Origin of the sequence: Mucilaginibacter sp. PAMB04168 (assembly GCF_039634365.2) — a bacterium.
Classification (GTDB): domain Bacteria; phylum Bacteroidota; class Bacteroidia; order Sphingobacteriales; family Sphingobacteriaceae; genus Mucilaginibacter.
Genome location: NZ_CP155079.2, coordinates 2463264 through 2482820 on the forward strand (window position 1 = coordinate 2463264; position 19557 = coordinate 2482820).

General features: G+C 42.7%; 13 protein-coding genes. 1 reads left to right on the top strand and 12 read right to left on the bottom strand.

Annotated elements, in window-relative coordinates:
• Positions 1–214 precede the first annotated feature (214 nt).
• A complete protein-coding gene (locus ABDD94_RS10465; RefSeq protein ID WP_345955825.1) occupies positions 215–1432 on the top strand; it encodes a hypothetical protein in 1218 nt (405 codons plus the stop codon).
• Between the two features lie 67 nt (positions 1433–1499).
• Here ABDD94_RS10465 and bglX read toward each other — a convergent pair whose 3' ends face one another.
• The 12 genes from bglX to ABDD94_RS10525 form a co-directional block, all read right to left on the bottom strand.
• Complete coding sequence (gene bglX, locus ABDD94_RS10470) at positions 1500–3803, bottom strand: beta-glucosidase BglX (protein ID WP_345955826.1); 2304 nt, start codon at positions 3801–3803, stop codon at positions 1500–1502.
• Positions 3804–3813: 10 nt separating this feature from the next.
• Positions 3814–4473, bottom strand: coding sequence for a GDSL-type esterase/lipase family protein (locus ABDD94_RS10475; protein WP_345955827.1), 660 nt, complete (start codon positions 4471–4473; stop codon positions 3814–3816).
• 6 nt (positions 4474–4479) lie between these two features.
• A complete protein-coding gene (locus ABDD94_RS10480; protein WP_345955828.1) occupies positions 4480–6204 on the bottom strand; it encodes a family 43 glycosylhydrolase in 1725 nt (574 codons plus the stop codon).
• A 1-nt stretch (position 6205) separates the two neighbouring features.
• Positions 6206–7558, bottom strand: coding sequence for a glucoamylase family protein (locus tag ABDD94_RS10485; protein WP_345955829.1), 1353 nt, complete (start codon positions 7556–7558; stop codon positions 6206–6208).
• A 130-nt stretch (positions 7559–7688) separates the two neighbouring features.
• The gene (locus ABDD94_RS10490; RefSeq protein WP_345955830.1) at positions 7689–9230 is read right to left on the bottom strand and encodes a RagB/SusD family nutrient uptake outer membrane protein; all 1542 of its coding nucleotides are present in this window, start codon (positions 9228–9230) and stop codon (positions 7689–7691) included.
• Positions 9231–9244: 14 nt separating this feature from the next.
• Entirely contained in the window at positions 9245–12262 is a 3018-nt protein-coding gene (locus ABDD94_RS10495; RefSeq protein ID WP_345955831.1) for a TonB-dependent receptor, read from the bottom strand.
• A gap of 273 nt (positions 12263–12535) precedes the next feature.
• Positions 12536–14308, bottom strand: coding sequence for a triple tyrosine motif-containing protein (locus ABDD94_RS10500; protein ID WP_345955832.1), 1773 nt, complete (start codon positions 14306–14308; stop codon positions 12536–12538).
• A 186-nt stretch (positions 14309–14494) separates the two neighbouring features.
• Entirely contained in the window at positions 14495–15418 is a 924-nt protein-coding gene (locus ABDD94_RS10505) for a hypothetical protein (protein ID WP_345955833.1), read from the bottom strand.
• Positions 15388–15855 (bottom strand): glycosyltransferase family 39 protein, encoded by a 468-nt coding sequence (locus ABDD94_RS10510; protein WP_352432896.1) that lies wholly within the window; start codon positions 15853–15855, stop codon positions 15388–15390. The genes ABDD94_RS10505 and ABDD94_RS10510 overlap by 31 nt, the downstream gene beginning before the upstream one ends.
• Positions 15856–16044: 189 nt before the next feature.
• Positions 16045–16893: a TIGR01459 family HAD-type hydrolase gene (locus ABDD94_RS10515; RefSeq protein ID WP_345947570.1), complete on the bottom strand. Its 849-nt coding sequence runs from the start codon at positions 16891–16893 to the stop codon at positions 16045–16047.
• A gap of 16 nt (positions 16894–16909) precedes the next feature.
• Positions 16910–17959, bottom strand: a complete 1050-nt coding sequence (locus tag ABDD94_RS10520; protein ID WP_345947569.1) for a hypothetical protein — start codon at positions 17957–17959, stop codon at positions 16910–16912.
• A 22-nt stretch (positions 17960–17981) separates the two neighbouring features.
• Positions 17982–19337 (bottom strand): glutamine synthetase family protein, encoded by a 1356-nt coding sequence (locus ABDD94_RS10525; RefSeq protein WP_345955835.1) that lies wholly within the window; start codon positions 19335–19337, stop codon positions 17982–17984.
• Positions 19338–19557: the final 220 nt, after the last annotated feature.

The following is a 19557-nucleotide window of genomic DNA, read 5'->3' on the forward strand; positions in this document are numbered from 1 at the left end:
TAAAGGTAAAATTTAAACCAATAATTGACAAGTTTTAATTATATGTGATGAATTGTAATTCTTGAATAAAAATGTAGTTTCGCTTTGGTTAAAATTACACTAAGCGCTATTTGCTAAATTGAAGGTATTACTGAAGGTTGTACAAAATAAAATACCAGAATCTTCTTGCTGACGTTAAAATTTAAGTAATTTTAATAAAACCATTATAAACCCGATGAAGGGTCTTGTTATTTATCTAAACATTTTATTTACCACCTGTGGGCTATCTTTTGCTTATGGGCAAAATAAGACTGTGCCTATAAAGTTTGAGATTTATAACGATACCTTTCAGACGGATGTTGACACCTCCGTAATAGCAGCCTTTGTAACACCTGTTACGCCGCATGCCGTTAAAAGCTTTTACAACAAACTAAGCACGAGCAGTTACGAATCATTGATAGCATCGTTGTTGGCATATAAAGAAAAGCATCAACTCAACGATTGGCTTTACTATCAATTAATAAGGCGTACGGCTCAGCAAATTAGCGCTAAATCTGATAATTATGCCCGGTACACGTTATATAAATGGTTTTTGTTATCCAAATCGGGATATGACGCACGGTTGGCCATAGCCAATACGAAGCTCATTTTTTACGTTTACAACAATGAAGATATAACCGATATACCGTTTTTTATGATAGAGGGTAAAAAGTACATGTGCTTAAACTATCATGATTACCCAAATGCAGATTTGCACCTGGAACCGCCATATCCGGTTAAGATTGAAATACACGAAGCCAGCAATTCGTTTTCATATGAGGTAACACGCATGCCCGATTTTAAAGCCGAAAGTTATTTTGAAAAGAGCCTTGGCTTTGTTTATGACCATAAAACCTATAATTTTAAGATTAAGCTGAACCGGCAGGTAGACAGCATTTTTACCAATTACCCTGGTGTAGATTTCAAGACCTATTTTAATATACCGCTTACCCACCAAACCTACAGTTCGCTTATACCACTGTTGCGGGCTAATACAAAAGGTATGAACCAGAAAAAAGGGGTAGATTACCTGATGCGTTTTACCCGGTATGCTTTCCTGTACGAAGATGATGCGCAGAACTTTGGCAAGGAGAAAAGGCTATCGCCGGAAGAAACACTTTTTAATAATTATAGTGACTGCGACGACAGGGCTGGTTTGTTCTTCTACTTGGTTAAAGAGCTCTACAACCTCCCGATGATAGCCTTGCTATATCCAACCCATGTAACCATAGCTGTGCAGTTTGATAAGCCCGATAAAGATGCCATAATGTATAATGGTAAGTTATACTCGGTATGTGAACCTACTTTACAGCCTGAGGATTTACGTATAGGTCAGGTTTCGTCAAAGTTGAAGAATACGCCTTATCAGGTAGTGTATCATTATGAGCCCCTGCAAAAAGGGGGGGCTCACTAAAAAGGCCGGTCAGGTAACAAGCGTTTACTTGTAATCCGGCCGGCCTTTTCCATTTATCATATGGGTTCTATTTACTCAGTAATTTGAACTGACTTTCTTTTACATCCCGAGAGTTAGGGCCGATGAAAACTTTAAAGTCACCTGGTTCGGTTACGTATTTCAAGTCCTGGTTGTAAAACTTAAGGTCGTCTTCATTTAGGGTAAAAGTTACCTGCCTGCTTTCACCGGGTTTGAGGCTGATTTTTTGGAAGCCTTTGAGTTCTTTAACCGGACGTGTAGACGTGCCCACCATATCGCGGGTGTAAAGCTGTACCACTTCTTTACCTTCAGTACTGCCAGTATTGGTTACGGTTATGCTGGCGGTAATAGATTGCCCCGGTTTAAAGCCCGCAGCGCTTAACTTAATATCACTGTAACTAAAGGTGGTATAGCTCAAGCCGAAGCCAAACGGATACAGCGGATCATTGCTTACATCCAAATAATTGGAACGAAACTTAGTAAACCAACCACCCGGAGCTAAGGGACGACCTGTATTTTTATGGCTGTAATAAATGGGTACTTGCCCTACATTTTGTGGAAATGTAATGGCCAGTTTGCCCGACGGATTGGCATCACCAAACAAAACATCAGCAATGGCATAGGCCGCCTGCGAGCCTCCAAACCAAACATTTAGGATAGCTGGCACCTGCTCACTTTCCCATTTAATTGCCAGCGGGCGACCTGTAAACAGCACCAGTACTACTGGCTTACCCGTTTTTAGTAAGGCGGCAAGTAATCGTTTTTGTACATCAGGTATTTCAATGTTGGTACGGCTCGAGCTTTCGCCGCTCATTTCCGAGCCTTCGCCTAAGGCAGCCACCACAACATCGGCTTTTTGTGCAGTGTTAACGGCATCTTTAATAATTTCCTCTTCAGGGCGGTTGTCACGCGGAATATCACGGCCAAACATTGTAGAATGCTGCTGAAGCGTGGCATCTCCGGTTAGGTTTGAGCCAAAGCTATGCAATATATTAACCTTGTTGCCCGCTACTGCTTTTAAGCCTTCCAAAAGCGAGGGAGTACTTGCAAAGTCGGCGTTTACACTCCAAGTACCCGGCATGTTAGATTTGGTATTAGCCAGCGGACCAATGACAGCAATTGTTCCGGCTTTTTTTAGCGGAAGTGTTTTGTTCTCATTTTTTAACAACACAAAAGTTTGTGCAGCAGCTTGTCGCGCAAATTGTAGATTGGCGGGCGTTAAAATTTCTGTTTTAGCGCGGTCTTCGTTGCAGTAGCGGTAAGGATCTTCAAACAGGCCTAATTTGTACTTTGCCTCTAAAATTAAACGGCATGCATTATTGATTTCTGCTATGGTGACCTTGCCTTCCTGTAGCGATTTTCTAAGTGTTTTTAAGTATCCCTCGCTTACCATGTCCATATCTGTACCGGCCTTCAATGACAGTCCCGACACGTTCTGCAAATCTCCTAAGCCGTGTTCTATAAGCTCACTTACACCGGTGTAGTCAGATACTACAAAACCTTTAAACCCCCACTGTTTACGTAACAGATCATTTAACAACCACTTGTTTGCTGTTGCGGGTACGCCGTTAATATCATTAAACGATGCCATTATACTGCCTGCGCCTGCATCAATAGCGGCTTTGTAAGGTGGCAGGTAGTCATTGTACATACGGTCGAGGCTCATGTCGGTTGTGTTATAATCCCTGCCAGCCTCGGCAGCGCCGTATAAGGCAAAGTGTTTAACACAGGCCATTATGGTATTGTACTTTTTCAGATCGTCGCCCTGGTAGCCTTTTACCATCACTTTGGCAATTTGCGAACCCAGGTACGTATCCTCGCCACTGCTCTCGGCTACACGTCCCCAGCGGGCATCACGCGAAATATCAACCATAGGGGAGAAGGTCCAGTTTAAGCCATCGGCACTGGCCTCTATAGCTGCCACACGCGCCGTGCGTTCAATCAGTGCTAAATCCCAGCTTGCGGCTAATGCCAATGGGATTGGGAAGGTGGTTTTATAACCATGTATTACATCCTGCCCAAAAATTAACGGAATTTTTAAACGGCTCTTATTAATGGCAATTTCCTGCGCTTTACGGATCCGCGCTGGCGTGGTAAGACTAAATATGCCGCCAATCTGCCCATTAGCAATTTTACTTTCAACATCAGTACTTACGGCAGTGCCGGTTGTTGCTTCGCCTCCGGTAACCAGGTTTAGCTGGCCTATCTTTTCATCAACGCTCATTTTAGCCATCAGCTGGCTAACAAACGTGTTCATTCTTGCTTGTTCGGTAGTTACAGGCTTTTTAGTTTGTGCCTGTAAAGTTGCAGTACTAAAAGCTAAGCTCAACAGTAACGAAGTTGCTTTTTTCATAATTGTAGTTCTATTTTTTTTGCAGATAAGGAGTCAATTCTTTAATCCATATATCGTAGCCTGCTGGCTTCATGTGCAACATATCGGACAAGAATAACTCTGGTCGGAGGCTGCCGTCTTTGTTGTGCATTTTAGAATCAACATCCACGAACTGTGTGCTTTGGTAATGGCTGAGGTATTCTTTAATAAGTGCATTGGCATGTATTACAGCCGAAGCATACTTTGTTCGCGATGGGCTTTGTTTCATGGATACGTAGATGATGGGAACGTTATCCTGATTATTGCGGATGCTGGTAAACAGGGTTGCAAAGCGGTTAAGCGTTTCAATGGCACTTGCACCGGCCGCTACGTCATTTTCGCCGCAATAAATTACAACCTGCCTTGCAGCGTACGGAAATACCACATCTTTTACATAGTTGTTTACATCAATTAAAGTTGATCCACCAAAGCCGCGGTTGATGGCACCGTAGCTTTTATAAACCGTTTCGAGGTCTGTCCATTTAGTGAATGATGAACTGCCGATAAACAATATACCACCCTTAGCCGGCATGTTCAGGCTGTCTTTCTTTTTAAATGCCTGCACTTCTTTCCAAAAAGCAGGTTTTTGTTGTGCTTGAGCTGTAACAAAGAGGCCGGTAAAAATTAATAGGGCAATGATTCTCAATTTCATGGTTAATTATTGTGATTGTTTGGATAATGATGATTTACTGATGCCATTTTCATTAAAGGCTTCAACCGTAAAGTAATAAGTTTGATCTACATTAAGGCTCTTTAAATCTAAACTGTTTTTATCATACACCAGCCATGAACTGTAAAGCTTGTTAGGCGCTATACCCCATTTAACGTTATATCCTTGGGCGCCTTTTACCGCATTCCAGGTTAGGAGCGCTTCGCGACGGTCACTTCCGCGCCTGGCTTTGAAGTTAGCAGGCATTTTAGGTGCAACGCCCTTGCCTTTACCAAACACCCTGAAACCGGATATGGCCAAATAAGGCGTAGGTACATGGAGGTTATGATAACGTATATACCTTGCTGTAACCGGTTCTGCAAGCTGCACATAATCGTTAGGGCTATCGGCAAAGCTGTCTTTTTTTTCGATTATAGTAATCCAGCTCTTTCCGTCCATACTACTTTCAACTGTGTAACGATGGTATAAGCCAGGTAGCCTGCCATAAAGGTTCGACTGATAATCGTGGTAGTTAATTTGAACCGCATAAACCGCAGATGGCTTTTGCATATCTACCTGCAGCCATTGTTTATCATCATTTTTAGCAGCTATCCAAAAAGATTTTACATTTTCATCCAGCGCTTTATCGGCAGTATATTGGGCTGATAGGGCAGATGAAGCAGTAACCGGCTTTTTATAGTTCAACAGCATCCACCCGGTAAAACCACCTTTTTTGGCAGGCATGGCGGGGGAATAGTGCGGATAATCGCCGTACTCCGTGTTAGTATACATTAGCCCATCAGCGTCGAAACCCGTCGGGTAAGCACATAGCCGGCGTTCCCAATTTACATTTACTGATAGCGACATGGATGAGAAGTGCCAATATTGATTACCCGGCCCCAGCACCGTACTGCCATGCCCTGCGCCATTCATAAACCCCCCGGGTTTGTAAGAGATAGGGTTGTTAGGTGCGTAGGAGTATGGCCCCAACGGGTGGTCGCTTATGTATACACCATCGCCATAAACGTTAAATTCTGTACCTGGCGCGGCATATTGCATATAGTACTTGTTATTGTGCTTGGTTAGCCAGGCTCCTTCCATATAGCCTTTTAGCTTAGTATCCGAATGGTTTTCACCAAAGCGCTCCCAGCCGTGTTTTTCACCGTCCAGCTTAAACAGTTCGGTTATCTCTTTGGCGGGTTTGAAATTGTTGGTGCGGTCAAGCTCACGGCCTTTTATAGGAAATGTGTTTGATGATCCCCAAAACATATATGCTTTGCCATCATCATCAATAAACAGGTCGGGATCTTGCAGGTCATTCAAAATGAACGGAGTTGCTTTCCAGTCGCCTTTTTTGGGATTGTCAGTATACAGGATGCTCATGGAACCTGAGGGATCTCCAGCTACATATAATACTGAATCTTTATAGTTGTGCGCTGCCGGTGCATTGCATCCTTGAAAGTACCACTTTTCGGGCGTTATAAAATCCCAGTTGGCCAGGTCTCTGGAGTGCCAGTAACCCATGGATCGGGTAACAAACATATAGTATTCACCCCTGAACTTAACCACGGCAGGGTCGGCGCCCGAGCGGTAAGACAACCCATCGCCGGCATTATAAATCATGTAGGTATAATCGATATTAAGCGGATTACAGTACGTACTGTTTTGGTTAAACTGAGCCCAGGCGGCAGGACTCAGTAGCAGGCAAAACAACATTTTAAAAACATACTTCATGTTATTTTAAGTAAGGGCTTTTAAAATCGAGCTTTTTTAATCCGGTTTTTATTTCGGGGCAGCTCATAAATAAATTCCACAATAAGCCCGAGCGGCCATTTTCTATCATAACTGCTATAGGTCCTTGGTCTATGCCCAAATAACGTTTTGGATACCAGTTAGCAGTTTCGCTAAAAGCATCGTAAAAGCCGTATTTCCCCCAAACCTTATCGCCTAAATCTTCATATAAATGCCGCATCATTTTTAAACTGTATGCAGGTGTATAAGGATAGGAGGCAAGTGCGGCCGTTGGCGATATTACACCTAAATCTTCGGTAGGGCTGTGGCCTGCATAACCGTTAACTGAATAGCTGGCTGTTAATCCCCAGCAATCAGCGCCGTAGCCTTTAAAGCGTTTAGGGTTGTCTATACAATACGCACGATGTATAAGCGTATGGTTTTGGTTTTCCATCCAGTAATTGGCATAGCGGTCTGTTAAGCCTTTGGGGCTTAAGCCCAGATATGAATACTGTGCCCAAAATAACGGCCCAACATTACCCGGTGAACCATTGTGCTTTAGCCGGATAGGGTAACCGTACACTTTTATATTCGTATCTATACCGCCTTTACGCGCCCAGCCCTCATGATAAACCTGGGCGGGAACGCCATGTGTGGGCGAGGAGGCAGCCATAATATACATGATAAGGCATTCGTTGTACCCTGTTACGGCAAAATTCATTTTCCATCCAACCCGTGGCGACCAGTGCCAATAAAGTACGTTTTTATCGCCATTCCGGTACCAGTTCCAGTCAATCTCTTTCCAAAGCTTATCAATACGGGTAGCCAGCTGCTTTTCGGCAGTGTTGCCATTTCTAAAGTACTGCCGCACACATAACAAACCTTGAGCCAGGTAAGCTGTTTCTACCAGGTCGCCACCGTCATCATTTGCACCAAAGGGTTTCACTTTACCGGTTTCGCCATACATCCAGTGCGGCCATGCGCCATGAAATCTGTCGGCCTTTTCTAAAAAGCTAATTGCTTTTTGCAGGCGCTGAAAACCGGCTTGCCTGGTAATATAATGACGGTCTATAGCAGCAATAATGGCCATAACACCAAAACCAGCTGCACCGGTTGCCACTACGTTTTTATCGTTTAGCGGATAGTCTCCATCAGCATGATAGCGCTCGCGGGCCAGGCCCGAGTTAGGTTCGGCGCCATCCCAAAAGTATTGGAACGTTTGCCGTTCCACCAAATTAAGTAACTGCTCATCGGTAAGTTTCTTTTTAGAAGTAATAGCTTTAGTAGATTGCCCTAACGCCGTTCCGGTGCTTAGAGCAATTGCTAACAAAAAGAGAGATATTCCAATATACTTCATTAAAAATTAAGGTTGACGATTAGCAGATCGCTATGGGTTGAGATTATTAACTTAAGCGTTCTGCTTAAGTATAACAGTAAACTTAAATTGAATAGGTGGAGCTGCATTAATCGCTCCACCTATCTAAAAATTAGTAACCCGGATTTTGTTTCAGATTACCGCCGCTCAAATCAATTTGCTGTTGCGGTATAGGGAACACGGCCCTTGTTGCGTTCCAGGTTTTTCCATCGGCAGTAAACGCCGCGGCTGCACGGCCCGGTTGTACGGCATCCTGGCGCACCAGGTCAAAAAAGCGGTCTTGTTCCATGGCCAGTTCAACACGGCGCTCGTGCCAAATTTGCTGTAGGGTAGGTATGCCGGTTAGCTCGGCAACCTTGGCTCTTCTGCGCAAGGCGTTAATATCAGTCCGGGCTGCACCGCCCTGGCCAATTTGCGAAGCTGCTTCGGCATGGATGAGCAATACTTCGGCATAACGAATAACCATTACATGTTTAGGTAAACGATCAGGATTGCCACAATTAGGCTCAGCCTCGCGGCTATAATAGGCTTTGTAGTTGTAGCGCTGATTTTGTACCGAATCCTGCGTAGGAACCCTAAAGCCATCGTACAAGATAGTGCCAACTGAATTAGCACCGTTAGAAGGATTAATTGTTATAATGGTCGCATTTTTACGAACATCATTTGGCTCATATTCATTAGCCAGGCTTACCGAAGGATTGTTGAAGCCATAACCACGGTCTACCCAGCCGTTCTTACCACCGGCGCGAGGGCCTTGAGCAACGGTAAATCTATCAATAGCAGCGTTACAGGCCAGGTTTTGGCCGGCCTGTATTTCAAATATAGACTCACGGCTATTATTACCTGACTGTCTGAAGAGTTGTGTAAAATCGTTCAGCAATCCATAAGTGCCATCTGTAATAACGGCTTGCGACGTGTTATAGGCATTTTGATAATCTTTGTTATACAAGTATACTTTAGCTAACAGCGCCTGAGCTGCACCCTTGCTTGCACGGCCAACATCGGCACTGTTGTTGGCAATTACAGGCAGGTTATTAGCTGCAAAGGTGAGGTCATCAATAACAAACTTATAAATATCGGCAGCTGCTGCTCGCGTTTGGAACTGCGGTAAGTTGACTTCGCTGGCAGCTGGTACGCGATTTAACAAGGGTACACCGCCGAAAATGCGTACAAGGTTAAAGTAAAACATGCCGCGTAGAAAACGTGCTTCGCCTATAAGCCGGTTCTTGGTGGTGGCATCAAACTGTGCATTCTGTAGTTGTGATAGCGCCTGGTTGGCACGTGCAATGGCTTGGTAGTAGCCTTTCCAAATATTATTTACCACACCGTTATTACCATTGGCTTGCAATTGATCAATTGCATTAGCATCGCCATAATCTTGCGGCGTACTGCCCTTGTCGGCATCGTCTGATGCAATATCGCCCAATATGGTAAACTGAAACCCGCGCACATCGTTGCCAAACGCGTCGCCGGCAAAAAATATATTGTAAATACCGGTTACTAAGTTTGTCGCCACATTAGGATCGGAAATGATTTGTTCTTCGGTGATCTGAGCTTGTGGATTGATGTCAAGTGAGTCTTTACAGGAGTATCCTGTGCTCAAAAGCAGCGTCGTAAAAGTGGCAATTGCCGTAGCTTTATATAGTGTTTTCATGGATGACGGTTGGATTAAAATTCAACATTAAGACCAAAAGAGAAAGTGCGTGTTGTAGGGTAGCCGTTAAGATCTATACCCGAGTTAAGCACATCTGTTGTTAAAATTTCCGGGGTAAAACCGGTATATCGTTTAGCGGTAAACAGGTTTTGAGAGGTAGCATAAATTCTTACCCGGTTTAATTTAAAACGTTTTAACACATCAGCTGGTAGCGTATAACCCAGTGTCAGGTTATTCAGTCTTAAGAATGCGCCCGACTCAACGAAGTACGTTGATGCTGGCAAATTTTGAGCAATAACTTGCGGATTTACACTTGACGGGTTACTTGGCGTCCAACGGTTTTGTACATAATCGGCTTGTACGTTATCACTTGGGTTTGCTCTGAAAGCTTTACGGCCGTTGTAAATTTTATTACCCCAGTTGCCGTAAAAATCAGCGCTCAAGTCCCAGTTTTGATAATCGAGCCCGACATTGAACCCACCGTAAAATTTGGGTTGGTAAGAACCTACATAGGTACGGTCATACGTGTCAACTACACCATCAGGTACACCATTAGGGCCGCTTAAGTCGGCAAACATCATACCGCCAACAGATTTGCCGTAGCCATTAAGGTTATATGCAGGCGCGGCGTTAACTTCACTTTGGTTTTGGAAAATGCCGGTTTGCTGTAATACGTAAAAACTAGCTATAGGTTGGTTGTTGTCGGTACGGGTAATGCTTCCCTGGTTACCAATGCCGCCGCCAACAAGCGCCTGGCCGCCGTTTAGGCCTATTACCTTGTTTTTATTATAGTTGATGTTACCACCAATGTTATAGCCCAGTTTACCTATTTTATCGCTCCATTTGGCAGAGAACTCAATACCTGTGTTTTGATAAGAAGCGGCATTAGTTACGTAGATAGCATCTGGGTCGCCCAAAATACCAGGAATACTCACGTTAGTTAACGCATCGCGTACTTTTTTACTATAGTAATCTATTTCACCAGTAAGTTTGTTTTTAAAGAGGCCATACTCCAAACCAATGTCCCACTGATCGGTACGTTCCCATTTAAGATTAGGGTCTTTAATATCCTGTATAGCTGTGCCTAATGATAAGCCATTGTTAAAGAAATAGGGTAGGTTAGGTGTTGCTGTGGTTACAAATAAACCCTGGCTAATATTATCATTACCTAACTGGCCCCAGCTACCCCGAAGCTTTAAGTGACTGATGAGGTTACTGCTTTTAAGGAAGCCTTCTTCTGACAGCACCCAGCCCGCACTAACGGTAGGGAAGTAACCGAACTTTTCGCTGAACCTCGAGCTGCCATCAGCCCTGAATGAGGCGCTGAACAGGTACTTGCCTGCATAGCTGTAGTTTACCCGGCCAAGATAAGATAGCCTTTTGAACAGGGTGCCATTATTAGCATAAGTGGCACCAACCTCAGGATTGCCCACATCAAGGTACCACAGGTCTTGACTTTCAGGCACGTCGCGGCGTGTGCCGGAAAGCAATTCGGTGCGTATGTATTCTTGTGTATAACCCCCCAGCACAGTAAAGTTGTGCTTGCCAAATGTCTGCTGCCAGGTAATCGTATTGTCCCAAATGGTACGGAACGATTCATCGTTTTGTACCAGCAAGGTGCTGTACGGGTTAAATTGCTGACCGCCGGCTACCGTAAAGGTATTTTGATCGGCTGCGAAGCGGTAGTTGTAATTACGCAATTTGTTCCAGTACGTATCTGCGTTAAGTGCTGTACGCAGGGTTATTGACTTGATCGGTTTGTATTCGAGGTAAATATTGCCCTGTACACGGTTGTTAATGGTTTGGTTGTTTGTTTTATTCAGGCTAAGCAATGGGTTGCCCAGGTTGCCCCACAAACTGGTATTACCATAACGGCCGTTATCATCAATAGCCGGAATAACCGGTGCTGCCCGGTAAACATTACTATACACACCTTCCAGCGGTACAGGGCGCTCTTTACTGCGGGTTAAAGATAACTGTGTACCGAAGGTTAAGTTATCGGTTATTTTTACATCGATATTAGAGCGGAACGTGTAGCGGTTAAAGGCATTGGTTTTAACTAAGCCATTGTCGGTAAAAGTACCTACGCTAAAGAAGTAAGTTGTTTTTTCACTGCCGCCCGAAAGTGACAGATTGTGGCTCATTTGAAGGCCTTTTTTCAACACCTCATTATACCAATCGGTTGACCCAGGTGTAGTAAGTGGAGCTGCGTCAGAAGTTAATATAGTGGGGTTTGCATCGCGCAGGTAAGAAACATATTGCTCGCGGTTGGCCATCTGCACCCGGTTTGATAGTTCCCTGAAGCCGGCATTGGCATCATAGCGCACTACCGGTGGCCCGTTCTTCCCTTTGCGGGTGGTAATAATTACAACACCGTTAGCCGCTCGTACACCATATATAGCTGCAGATGCATCTTTAAGTACATCTATACTTATGATATCGTTATTGTTAATGTTACGGACATCATCCGTTAGTACGCCATCCACAACGTACAAAGGGTTTGCGCCCCCCAATACTGACCCGGTACCACGTATACGTAACTGAGGTTGAGAGTTGGGCTGACCCGAGCCAATTACCTGTACGCCTGCTACCTTTCCCTGCAAAGCTTGGGCAGGTGTTTGTACCGGCTGTTTGGCCAGTTCGGCACCACCTACATTGCCTACAGCGCCTGTAACGTCGCGCCGGCGTTGGGTGCCGTAGCCTACAACCACTACCTGTTCCAGGTTGCGGGTTGATGAGCTGAGCATAATATTTAAAGTGCTTTGACCATTTACAGAAACTGACCTTGTCATATACCCAATATAAGTAAATTGCAGGGTGGCGTTGGGCGCAGCGCTAACTGAAAAGCGACCATTAACATCAGTTTGGGTGCCTGCCGTACTGCCGTTCACCTTAACGGTAACGCCGGGCAATGGCGATTTGTCAACGCTGTCAGTTACTGTTCCGGTAACTGTAATGCTTTGCGCTAATACCGAAAAAGCGGAAAAGCAAAACACGACAAGAAGGATAATCCTTGTAAAAGTTTTTTTCATACTGTAGATAAATTAGTTAATCGGTGAGCTGATATCGGGGAGTAACAGCAAGGCGAAATTGAGTTTGATTTTTTGTTTGTACAAGCATTTCTACTTTCACATTATTACATCAACGTTCAATTAAACACTGGTACAAACCATATGTTTAAATATTTTAAGCTTAAAATGAGCTTTTAAAAGACTTGTGATGATAAAATAGATAACATGTAAATGAGTTGCAAAATGCTTAGCAGAAATGGGAATTAAGGTAGTATGAGAGGTAATGATGTAGTGCTAAAGCTCCATGAGAAACTCTACCAGGTTTTTATCATGAGGTATATTTAACTTCTTACGTAATCTGTACCGCCGAATTTCGACACCCCGCAACGTGATATTAAGTAGCGATGATAATTCTTTGCTACTCATATTCATTCTTAGATAGGCACAAAGCTTTACGTCATTCGGTACTAGTTCCGGATGTTGTGCTTTAAGTTTCTTGAAAAAGTTCTCGTGAGCTTCGTTAAAGCTTTTCTCAAAAAGGTTCCAATCTCGCTCATCGTTCATGCCATCGTTGATTACCTTTTGCACTTTGTTGATCTGATCTGTGGGTAGCCTTTTGCCATTTTCATCTTTTAGCTTTGCCAACTCATCACTCAGTTTTTGTAGCAATTCGTTTTTGTAAGCTACTGATAACGCTGAGTTAGACAGTTCGCGGTTTTTAGCATTTAGTTCAGACTGCAATTTTTCTGTTTGCAGCCGGTGTATCTCCCGCTCAGTTGCTTCGGCTTCAACTTTCAATTTTTCGTCTTGTTCTCTTTGCATTTGCTTGGCTATCCGCTGATGATCTTTTGCCAGCTTTCTGCGGTAGAGCTTTTTGCTAATCAAGACTAACACGCCAATTAATAGCATGTAAAGAATATAAGCCCATTTGCTAGCATACCAGGGTGGCAATACTTCAAAATCAAAACGGCTTACAGGGCTCATCACCGCATGGTTGATACGCGCACGCACTTTAAATATATAAGACCCAGTAGCCAGATTGGTGAAATCTTTTTGCGTAGCAGCACTCCAGTCTGACCATTGTTTGGAGTAACCCTCCAGAAAATATTGAAATCTCACATGGGCCTGGCGGTAGTATGGCAAGGCGTACGCTATTCGAAGATTGTTCCGGTTATTGGTTACTTTTAAAAGTGCGCCGGTACTGCCGTTTTCGCTTAAGGTTTTGTATCTATCAGTAATGTCATCAATTCGCCTTATAAGTACAGCCGGTAATTTACTGGAAACGTTTTTAGCATCGTCACCCGCTGCATCATAAATTACGAAACCATCGTCAACACTAATAAGATAAACAGAATTACTAATGCGACTTATGTTTTCATAAGATTGAACCATACGGCCGTCTAACACACTGAAGCGGGTATTATCAATGGGTAACTTACCAGGTTGCGAAAAATCGACCAAAGCCATTTTACCATGGTTTATAAACCAGTATTTATGCGCACCAGCATTAATAATTTTATTTGATGTAGCGAATGAGCCTAGCTTTTTATTTAAAACTACATATTTGCTAAAGCGATTACTTAGTTCATCGTATGTATAAAAGCCCGAACTTGAAGAGAAGACTATTTTGTTTTCTAAGTTGAATACATTGATGTTATAATCGCCTGGCAAACCGTTCTTTTCGTCAAATGCACGTTTTGCAATTACTTTCTTATAGTCGGTGCTTAATGTCAATTTGCTTAAACCTTTGTAAGCGTTACTCACCCAAATATCGCCCTTACTATCCTGCTCCACATGCCGTGATGGTTCGTCAAATCCAGCAATTGCGCCTTTCAATACCCACTTACCTGCGGCATTCTTATTATACAGCGCTAGTCCATTATAAGTACCCTGAATTAGAAAATTGGGATTTGAATTGAGCCTTTTAATGGTCCAGCCGCCGTTCATAGCCGAGATTCTTTCAATTCGGTCACCTACAACTTTGAATGTGCCATTATTGTGGCCGCAAAATAATTGCCCGTCTAATAAACTAAGGTCCCAAACCTGACCCTGGGAATTGGCAACCATGTGAAAGTTGAGCGAACTATTCTGTTGAGGCCACTCACTGTAAAACAGGCCTTGATTGGTACCTAGGTAAATTTTATTGTTCTGTATTATGCTTGAATAAACAGTGCCTAAATTACCGGTTTTATCAAAGTAGAAGTACAGCGGAGAACTTAGCTCGACACGGTCAATTCCATTGTCCAGCCCTGGCTAAAGATTTTCGTTACTGTCTGCATAGAGGCTGAGTACAGTGTTGTTTTGCAAGCCACTTATTTTGTTGATCTGCTGCACAATCCGGCCATCCTCATTAATAATGATGATTCCGTTAAGGATAGTTCCATAAACAAAGTACTTGCCCAGTACCCGCGCTCCATTGTTTAGCTGATTAACTTTTAAAAACGGATTTGCGGGTGTATTAAATGTGTTAAATGCTTTACCATCAAAAATGTATAGCCCCGATTTGTTAGTGCCAATAATAAATTGGTTGCTTTTGTAAGGCAACATGGAAAGGACACCATGAATCTTTTCACTGCCAGGGATAAAACTAAGCTTAACACCAACTAACTCGTACAGGCCTTTGTTAATCACTTCGGCAAAAAAACGACTGCCACATTTGTGAAGAAACAAGAATGGTGTCGGTGCCTTTACAACGTCGACATGGTTGTTTTGATAGATATAAATATGAGAGAATGATTGAAAAATAACCCGGCTACCATCAATATATATCTTCCATATCTCGCCGGCTAATGCACTCTGCCTGGGTATTAAGGAAGCTAAAGATTTAAAAACAAGTTTGTTTTGCTGGTAAGACCAGTAGCCAAACTCGCCAAAGCCACCGGTATATATACGTCCTGAATCATCGGCTGCTACAGCCCTTACAATTTGCCGATGTGGCATAACATATTGCTGCCAGTAACGGCCATCATAAACTAACAGTCCTTCTCCATTGCCGAAGTACATAATGCCATTCTTATCCTGAGTAACCGACCAATTTTGATTGCCTGAATTATAGACTGATTTATGATAGTTTTGAATATAAGGTACTCCAAGGCTTTTTATCTGCGCTCCGTATACAGAATTAAAATTTATAAAAAGCAGAAAGGCTATAAACAGACTTGGTATAGGTTTATGCATAGGAAGCTTGGCTCAGTAATGGAATACAAAGTAAGTAAAACAATTACTAAAACTGGCATTGCCGGTACCTTAAACGGGGCTGTTAGCTTTGAAAGCAAACCAGGCATGGCGTTGAACAACAAACGCGTAACCAGGAAAAGAAGCCAGCAAGTACCTGCAAATAAAAGTACTGACGGAAACCTCAACCCAAACGCATTAAGCCCAAAGAGTTGAGTGCTCAGACGGCCTATCCAAAAAAACAGTGGTGGCTGATCAAAATAACTTAACTCGAACTTTACAGCACCTCTGAAATAATAAGACTCACCTATACCCAGTCCAGTATAAGCAGCAATGAATAACCGAACGATAAAAAAATAACAATTAAAACAAGTGTATTCGCGTAAGCATTGCTCTCGGTTAGCTTTTTCATTTATACCAAAATTTTTGATGAAAATCAAAGTGCTGAAATGAGTAAGCGAGCTATGTATAGACGTATCGGCGGTGAAAAAAGTTAGCGAACGCTAAAAACGGAAAAATATGTAAAGTGCCGGCAAATGATTTATCCACTTTGATGGTGGCGAAGTTACAAATTATTGGATAATGCAAGTTAATTGTCGATTAATACGGCATAAATTTTTGAATACATGTTACACTATTACAGCAGTTTCACAAATGTAAGTAGGAACTATGCCGGTGGCATTAATACTGGTAGCCGCTTCATCTGGTAGGGTATTACCTGAGTACACTAACACGGTATCTACGCCAAATTTATTGCCACCTAAAATGTCGGTGTGCAGTGTATCACCCACCATTACTATGTCTTTTTTACTAATGTTGCTTTTTTCACGAACCAAATCATAAGCAAACATGAACATCTGTGAATCAGGCTTACCAAACCGTATGAATTTTTTCCCCACAATGTGTTCAATCATATTTGCTAAAGCCCCTACGGCAATAGCTACATCATTTTTAGTAACCGGGTATGCAAAGTCTGTATTGGCCACTATAGCAGGTATAGTTCGCTTACGTAACAGGTTAACAACCTGATTTAGATCTCCAAACCAATTAAAACCCTCATCGTCCAAAAATACGAGTGCATTTACTTGATTTATGTTAGTGTCATTAATGGCACTAACCGGTATGGCCTTTAACCCGGCACTTTCTATGTAATAGGCAGATCCATCAGTACCCAGGTAGGCTACTATTCCATCGGGTACTTTAAGTTGTAAATATTCCTGTGCCAGCATGCCCGAAGAAATTACTTTTTCGGGAGTTATCCGCTCAAGCCCCAGTTTGTTAAAAGATTCAGCAAGCTGTTGCGGGCTGCGTGAAGCATCATTGGTAACTATATAATAATCCTTTTGATTTTCTTCAAGATAATCAAAGGTGTTTATCATCCCCGGAACGAGCCCTTTGTAATTTTTTATAACACCGAACGAGTCAAAGAAAATTACCTGATAACGGTCAACAACACTTTTAAAATCAATAGGTAGCATAGAATATGAGCTAAAATTAGGGTTTTAGTTTGAGCGCACTCAGTAATACCTCGGCATCAAAGTCACGATCTACTGAAGGTAAATATATATCATACGCCTCCTGCTGTAGCTTTACGGCATATTGCTCGTTAAAAAAATGCTTGCCGTCTTTTATCACATAATTTAAAATGAAAAAACGATAGGCTTCTTTTAAAAAGTAAACTTCATTTATAGAAAGCGGGTTGTGCTTATGGTATTCTTCCAAAAACATAATAAAACGCTTCTCCATCATGGTGGTGACGAGGTAACTGAACACGGTACGATCGCCTGCATCAGATACAACCCGGCTGAAGAAGTAAAAATCCATCATACGGGTGCTCATTCTAAACCAGTCATAATCCCAGCGGGAGTAAAGTTCTAATTCAGGTGTAACTGAGAAGTTGCCAATGTTCCAGTCTATAAATACAGGTATTGTTTCAAAGGTGTTTGCGGCATATTTGGCCCGGCCTTTCAAATATTTATCACAATGATACCTAAGCTGGTCCGCATTGCTCCGGGTTCCGAACCTGCTTTCGTCTCGCCCTAATTGTTCCAGTAAAGTGTTGATATCCGTGCGCATTGTTTTTGACGACTTGGGCAGCACTTTGCTGGCTCTCGAACATGCTTTATGAAACTTGGCCAACTGCTGTGCAATCTTACGGATGTGATGATCTTCCAACCTGCGTGGAAGGCGTTCCATAATGCGGGTTGGGTTGTAGAAAACCACCCAGGCATCTGTACCACTTAACCGGTGGCGGTAAATATATACACGGTTATTTTTGAGTAACGATTTGGCCAGAAAGTTCTCGTATGGGTATAACAGGTTGTTAGATAAACTGTGGATAATACGGTGGTCTTCCTTAAAATATTCGTGCTTGCCAAAATTTGATAACTTGGCAATTATAATATCGTCATCCTCAAAGGTGATGCGAAATACGAAATTGGTTGATACATTGGCGCTGATGTCATCAATACTTCTGATAACTTTAGAAGCATCATAACCTTCCCAAGCTTTCCGTACAATCAGCTTACTTAATTCGTGGTCCATAATTGGTGATAACCCGTTTGGGTTAAATTATCTCAAAATATCTTTTTAATTCCCAGTCGGTAACTTGTTTACTAAATTGTCGCCATTCCCAAATACGAGTATGCGCAAAATGCTTTGTAAATGAGTTGCCAAATAACTCACGTGCAATAGCCGAGTTTTTCATGGCGGTGGCAGCCTCCAGCAAATTGGACGCGATGCTGCCGTTGCTTTTATCTAAATAGCCATTACCTTTAACAGGGGCAATGGTAAGCGGCAATTTATTTTTTATACCATATAATCCCGATGCCAGCGCAGCTGTCAAAGCCAGATAAGGGTTGGTATCGGCACCCGGAATACGGGTCTCAACACGGGTTAATGCCGACGATGAATTTAATATACGCAGGGCAGTAGTACGGTTGTCTATACCCCAGGTTATAGTAGTTGGCGCCCAAGCACCTTCAACCAGTCTTTTGTAACTGTTTATGGTTGGCGCATACATTGGCAAAATGTGCGGCAAACAATAGAGCTGACCAGCAACATAATGTTTCATGGTATCGCTCATATTATGTTCATCGGCAGGCTCATAAAATAGGTTGGTAGTTTTATCCAAACTCCATAAGCTTTGGTGCACATGGCCGCTGCAACCGGGTAGAGTTTCTGTCCACTTGGCCATGAAAGTGGCGGTGATGCCATGTTTTGATGCAATTTCCTTAACAGCATTTTTGAGCAAAGCAGCTTTATCAGCTGCGGCAACTACATGGTCATGTATAATGGCAGCCTCATAAACGCCCGGCCCCGTTTCGGTATGCAAACCCTCTAACTGGATGTCAAACTGTTCGAGCAAATTAACCAAGTCAAAATAAAAGTCGCTTTGCTGAGACGTGCGAAGTATTGAATAACCGAACATGCCTGGTGTTAACGGTTCCATATCAGCAAAGCCTTTTTGCTGTAATGATTGTGGATTCTCCTTAAAATTAAACCACTCAAATTCCTGCGCAAACTCCGGATGAAAACCAAGGGCTTGGCATTCATCAGCTATTTTTTTAAGAAGCGTGCGGGGGCAAGGTACATTGTCATTTCCCTCGCCGCTAAAATCGGCCATGAAAAACGGCATATCATCTTGCCACGGAATTGTGCGAAAAGTAGATAGGTCAATACGGCATTGTTTATCGGGATAACCGGTATGCCAGCCGGTGACATTTACGTTATCATACCCCTGGTCATTACTATCCCAACCAAACACAACATCGCAAAAACCGTAGCCTTTGTCTAGTCCTGCCTCAAATTTTTTTCTATGGATCACCTTGCCCCGCAAAATTCCATCAACATCGGCGAAGGCGAACTTTATATGATGAATATCATTCTGATTTAAATACTCCAGAATCTGTTGTTTATCCATGGGGTGGGGTAAGGTTTATACACGTGCGGCCAAGTTAGGTATTCGAGTGTGATTTTGCTAAAAAAGTTAAAAAGTAAGCCGGGTACTATTATATATAGTATTCTGCCGGTGAAAAGAGGTTTCTTTTATAACGACTATAGCTTATAGGTGGCTTTAACTAATAATAAAATCAACTTTCATCAATAGTATCCGTAAAAGCGAAATAATAATTATATTTACA

What these genes read in the sequence shown, in the direction of transcription:
- ABDD94_RS10465 (WP_345955825.1), top strand. Translation starts at nt 215, where the DNA reads ATGAAGGGTCTTGTTATTTATCTAAACATTTTATTTACCACCTGTGGG.
- bglX (WP_345955826.1), bottom strand. Translation starts at nt 3,803, where the DNA reads ATGAAAAAAGCAACTTCGTTACTGTTGAGCTTAGCTTTTAGTACTGCA.
- ABDD94_RS10475 (WP_345955827.1), bottom strand. Translation starts at nt 4,473, where the DNA reads ATGAAATTGAGAATCATTGCCCTATTAATTTTTACCGGCCTCTTTGTT.
- ABDD94_RS10480 (WP_345955828.1), bottom strand. Translation starts at nt 6,204, where the DNA reads ATGAAGTATGTTTTTAAAATGTTGTTTTGCCTGCTACTGAGTCCTGCC.
- ABDD94_RS10485 (WP_345955829.1), bottom strand. Translation starts at nt 7,558, where the DNA reads ATGAAGTATATTGGAATATCTCTCTTTTTGTTAGCAATTGCTCTAAGC.
- ABDD94_RS10490 (WP_345955830.1), bottom strand. Translation starts at nt 9,230, where the DNA reads ATGAAAACACTATATAAAGCTACGGCAATTGCCACTTTTACGACGCTG.
- ABDD94_RS10495 (WP_345955831.1), bottom strand. Translation starts at nt 12,262, where the DNA reads ATGAAAAAAACTTTTACAAGGATTATCCTTCTTGTCGTGTTTTGCTTT.
- ABDD94_RS10500 (WP_345955832.1), bottom strand. Translation starts at nt 14,308, where the DNA reads ATGGTTGCCAATTCCCAGGGTCAGGTTTGGGACCTTAGTTTATTAGAC.
- ABDD94_RS10505 (WP_345955833.1), bottom strand. Translation starts at nt 15,418, where the DNA reads ATGCATAAACCTATACCAAGTCTGTTTATAGCCTTTCTGCTTTTTATA.
- ABDD94_RS10515 (WP_345947570.1), bottom strand. Translation starts at nt 16,893, where the DNA reads ATGCTACCTATTGATTTTAAAAGTGTTGTTGACCGTTATCAGGTAATT.
- ABDD94_RS10520 (WP_345947569.1), bottom strand. Translation starts at nt 17,959, where the DNA reads ATGGACCACGAATTAAGTAAGCTGATTGTACGGAAAGCTTGGGAAGGT.
- ABDD94_RS10525 (WP_345955835.1), bottom strand. Translation starts at nt 19,337, where the DNA reads ATGGATAAACAACAGATTCTGGAGTATTTAAATCAGAATGATATTCAT.